At 62.3% G+C, this 3,349-nt stretch carries 5 protein-coding genes; 4 read left to right on the top strand and 1 reads right to left on the bottom strand.

All coding sequences use genetic code 11. From position 1 onward, the window contains the following. Positions 1-253: hypothetical protein (locus EN914_RS29090; RefSeq protein WP_245497864.1), on the bottom strand; the 253-nt coding region annotated here is incomplete at its 3' end. A 318-nt stretch (positions 254-571) separates the two neighbouring features. On the opposite strand from EN914_RS29090, the gene EN914_RS29085 reads away from it, so the two are divergent. The 4 genes from EN914_RS29085 to EN914_RS29070 form a co-directional block, all read left to right on the top strand. Beyond that, positions 572-1,000, top strand: coding sequence for a VOC family protein (locus tag EN914_RS29085; RefSeq protein WP_024501620.1), 429 nt, complete (start codon positions 572-574; stop codon positions 998-1,000). 187 nt (positions 1,001-1,187) lie between these two features. Continuing rightward, positions 1,188-1,703 (top strand): hypothetical protein, encoded by a 516-nt coding sequence (locus tag EN914_RS29080; protein WP_024501619.1) that lies wholly within the window; start codon positions 1,188-1,190, stop codon positions 1,701-1,703. Between the two features lie 233 nt (positions 1,704-1,936). Then, positions 1,937-2,554, top strand: a complete 618-nt coding sequence (locus tag EN914_RS29075; protein WP_024501618.1) for a C39 family peptidase — start codon at positions 1,937-1,939, stop codon at positions 2,552-2,554. A gap of 24 nt (positions 2,555-2,578) precedes the next feature. Then, positions 2,579-3,349 (top strand): D-alanine--D-alanine ligase family protein (locus tag EN914_RS29070; RefSeq protein WP_164778992.1); only part of this gene is annotated, 771 nt, incomplete at its 3' end.

The raw sequence follows: 3,349 nt of genomic DNA, 5'->3' as shown, positions 1-3,349 counted from the left end.
CCGCCGTTACAGTCACCAGCCGCTCAAGCTTTGAAAGCCTGGTGCGAGCGAGCTTGCGGACCGGCCTTTCGAAACCTTCTTCGCCGTTTTCGACGACGAAGACCAAGGTCATGAAATCGAGCATGAATTCGTCGATGGCTGCCGCGACCTCGCGCGACCTGCCCTTGAACCGGCGCAGCAGAGCGGTTGCTTCCTCGATATCGTCGACACCGGCGCTGTCGACCAGCGCTTCGAGCCTCTGAAAACAATCCAATCGCAATTCCTCCCACCGCGCCACCAAACCCGGTTGCGAGCGGAAAGTTCCAAACTGTGAGTGGTCTCGCGAAGAAATCGCCTCCACTGCTTGAATTCCGCGGACGGGCCATCGGCAATTTTTTTGTTCGGGTGGAACCTCCGCGGCCAACAAAGGTTCTTACCAGGTCTGATCCCCCCTCAGACCCCTGAAGGCTAGACATGCTTTCCAAAGGCCCGCCGGATCCCCTCCCGGCGGGCCCTTTGTCTGCTGGGAAATATCCGCATTGACGACGCCCTATCCCAACCTAAATTCGAACCCACACGAGGAGGCGTTTTCATGGAAACCCAGGAATTGCATCGCGGCCGGCTCATCGACCACATCCAACTGGTGGTCAGAAACCTCCCGGCCAGCCGGCGTTTCTACGAGGCGGTCCTGCAGGCGCTCGATGTCCCGATCGGAGGTAGCGGCGCCGACTTTTTCTGGGCCGACGAGCTGTTTGTCTCCACTGCCGACAGCCGGGCCGCACAGGGAAAACTCACCGGCCGCCATCACCTGGCTTTCCAGGCAAGGGACCACGCCATGGTCGACGGCTTCTACAAGGCCGGGCTGGCGGCCGGCGGCACGGACAATGGCGCGCCGGGCGAACGGCCCTATCACCCCGGCTATTACGCCGCCTTCCTGCTCGATCCGGACGGCAACAACATCGAGGCCGTCCATCACGGCCCGCATAGCCGCAGCGCCGCTTCGGTGAAGATCACCTTCTAAGCTGCCGATATTCAGCCGGCCGGGATCGCGGACGCATGGGCGATGCTGGAGAGAGGCTGCCTTGCGTTGCCAGATCGGTGGCCCCGATGCTAACCGTGCAAATGGCGGGTGGGAATCGGTCCCGAAGCAACGTCCGCCACAAATTTTCAATAAAACTCCCCTTACCCCCCCGTGGAGATATTTTTTTATGCAAAACCCAGCAAGGGCGATCTGTGCCGCCACGCTTCTATTTGCGATCGGGGCCGTTGGCCTCACAAGTATATCATCCTTTGCTTATATTTCATCGGCGCAGGCCCAGGAGGAATATCTGCCGACCGAGAAGGATTTTGTCGGCAAATGGAAACTCAACGGCGGAGCCATCCGGCCGCCGCGCGATATGAAGGATACGCCGACACCGGAACAGGAAGCGGCCGCCAGTGAGTTCCAGCAGACGGTGACCGCGTTTTACGGGGCGTTCGATTATCTGGAGATCACGGCGGACGGCCGCTACAATTTTCACCAGCCCGGGGATCCGACGTCGGGGCCTTGCGTCTGGTGCGGAACCTGGTCGTTCAGCAAGAGTTCGGCGTGGCTCGAGCTGGATACGGCGCCCCGGCTGGATATCTACGCCAAGGACGGCGACATGCAGATGACCTACACTGTCGAACCCTACGAAAAATCGAAATATGCGTGGCTGGTTTTCGGCTGGGCGAAGGCCGAGTAGGCGGCGCGCAGCATTCACCACGTTCGTCATCCTCGGGTCTCCGCGACGGAGCTTCGCTCCTGCTCCGCCTGTGGATGACGAAGGCGGGAGAGGCTTCCGCTAACCCCGGATGTCAACGATGGTTGACCGAAACGGAAGATGACATCTTCTGGGTCGCGCCACTGAATGTCACGGCTTTTCATCCATCTCGTATCCTCGTATACGAGATGGAACCAGCCGACCGAGGAGACCGCATGAGCCCGCCGCCTGAAACCGTGCCGTTTTTCAGCCAGTGGGAAACGCCTGACATGACGCTGGACGTGCTCGCCGACGGCGCGGATGTTGCGCTCAGGCGCGATCCGCTGTGGAGGCGATCCGGGGCGGAGACCCTCGATGAATACGCAATCTGGGCCGCCAACATCTGCGGCATGGCCTGCCTTAAGATGATCCTGGCCAGCCGCGGCGAGATCGTGCCGACGATCGAACTTGCCAGGCGCTGCACCTTATATGGCGGCTATGTCGTCAATGAGGGATCGATCAAGGGGCTGATCTACGCGCCCTTCGTCAGCTTCGTGAAGGAAGCTTTCGGCCTGCGCGCCGAGGTGATGACCAATGTCGCCACATCAGACATTCCGGCGATCATGCAGCGGACGCGCTTCTTCATCGCGTCGGTCAGCAGCTCGATCCGCTGGCCCGAGCGCGAGCCGCCCTCGAAGGGCGGCCATCTGGTGCTGATCACCGCGGCATCCGACGAAGGTTTCCGCTTTCACAACCCGTCCGGCCATGAGCCCGCCACACAGGCAGACGCAGTGTTGTCACCGGCCGATTTCGACCGCTTCTTTGCCAATCGCGGCATTGCCGTCGCCATTTGATTTTTTGACAGTCGAGGGATTTCGATGACCGACAAGACAAGAGTGGCCATCCTCTATGGCGGGCGTTCGGCCGAGCACGACGTGTCGCGCCTTTCGGCCGCCAATGTGCTGAAGGCGATCGACCGCACGCGCTACGATATCGTGCCGATCGCCATTTCGCGAGGCGGCAGGTGGCTGCTGCAACAACTCGATCGCGCCGCGGCGATCGGCGATGAGGCGGCAGGGGCGCCGGCCCCCGAAGACGGCCCGGAGGTTGCTTTGTTGCCCGGCGGCAAGGGCCGGCTGGTTGCGGTGTCGCGGGATGGTACGCAGCCTGAGCTGCCCCCCATCGACGTCGTGTTCCCGGTGCTGCACGGGCCGTTCGGCGAGGACGGCTCGGTGCAGGGCTATGCCGAGGTCGCCGATGTCGCCTATGTCGGCTGCGGCATTCTCGCCTCGGCCGCCGCCATGGACAAGGACGTCGCCAAGCGGCTGATGCGCGAGGCGGGACTGGCGGTTGCCCGCTCCGTCACCGTGCATCGAAACGGCAAACATTCCTTCCAGGAGATTGCCGGGACGCTCGGCCTGCCTTTCTTCGCCAAGCCGGCGCGCCAGGGCTCGTCCTTCGGGGTCAGCAAGGTGAATGACAGGGACGGCTTCGAGCAGGCCATCGACACGGCTTTCCGCTACGATGGCAAAGTGTTGATCGAGGAATTCGTCGAGGGCCGCGAGATCGAGTTCTCGGTGCTGGAGCGCGCCGACGGGTCGCTGACGGTGTCGCTGCCCGGCGAGATCATTCCGGCCGGCAAGCACGGC

This window comes from Mesorhizobium sp. M7A.F.Ca.CA.001.08.2.1 (genome assembly GCF_003998455.1).
Lineage (GTDB): Bacteria > Pseudomonadota > Alphaproteobacteria > Rhizobiales > Rhizobiaceae > Mesorhizobium > Mesorhizobium ciceri.
The sequence above is the reverse complement of the archived record's forward strand: the minus strand, read 5'-3'. Positions and strand labels throughout refer to the sequence as shown.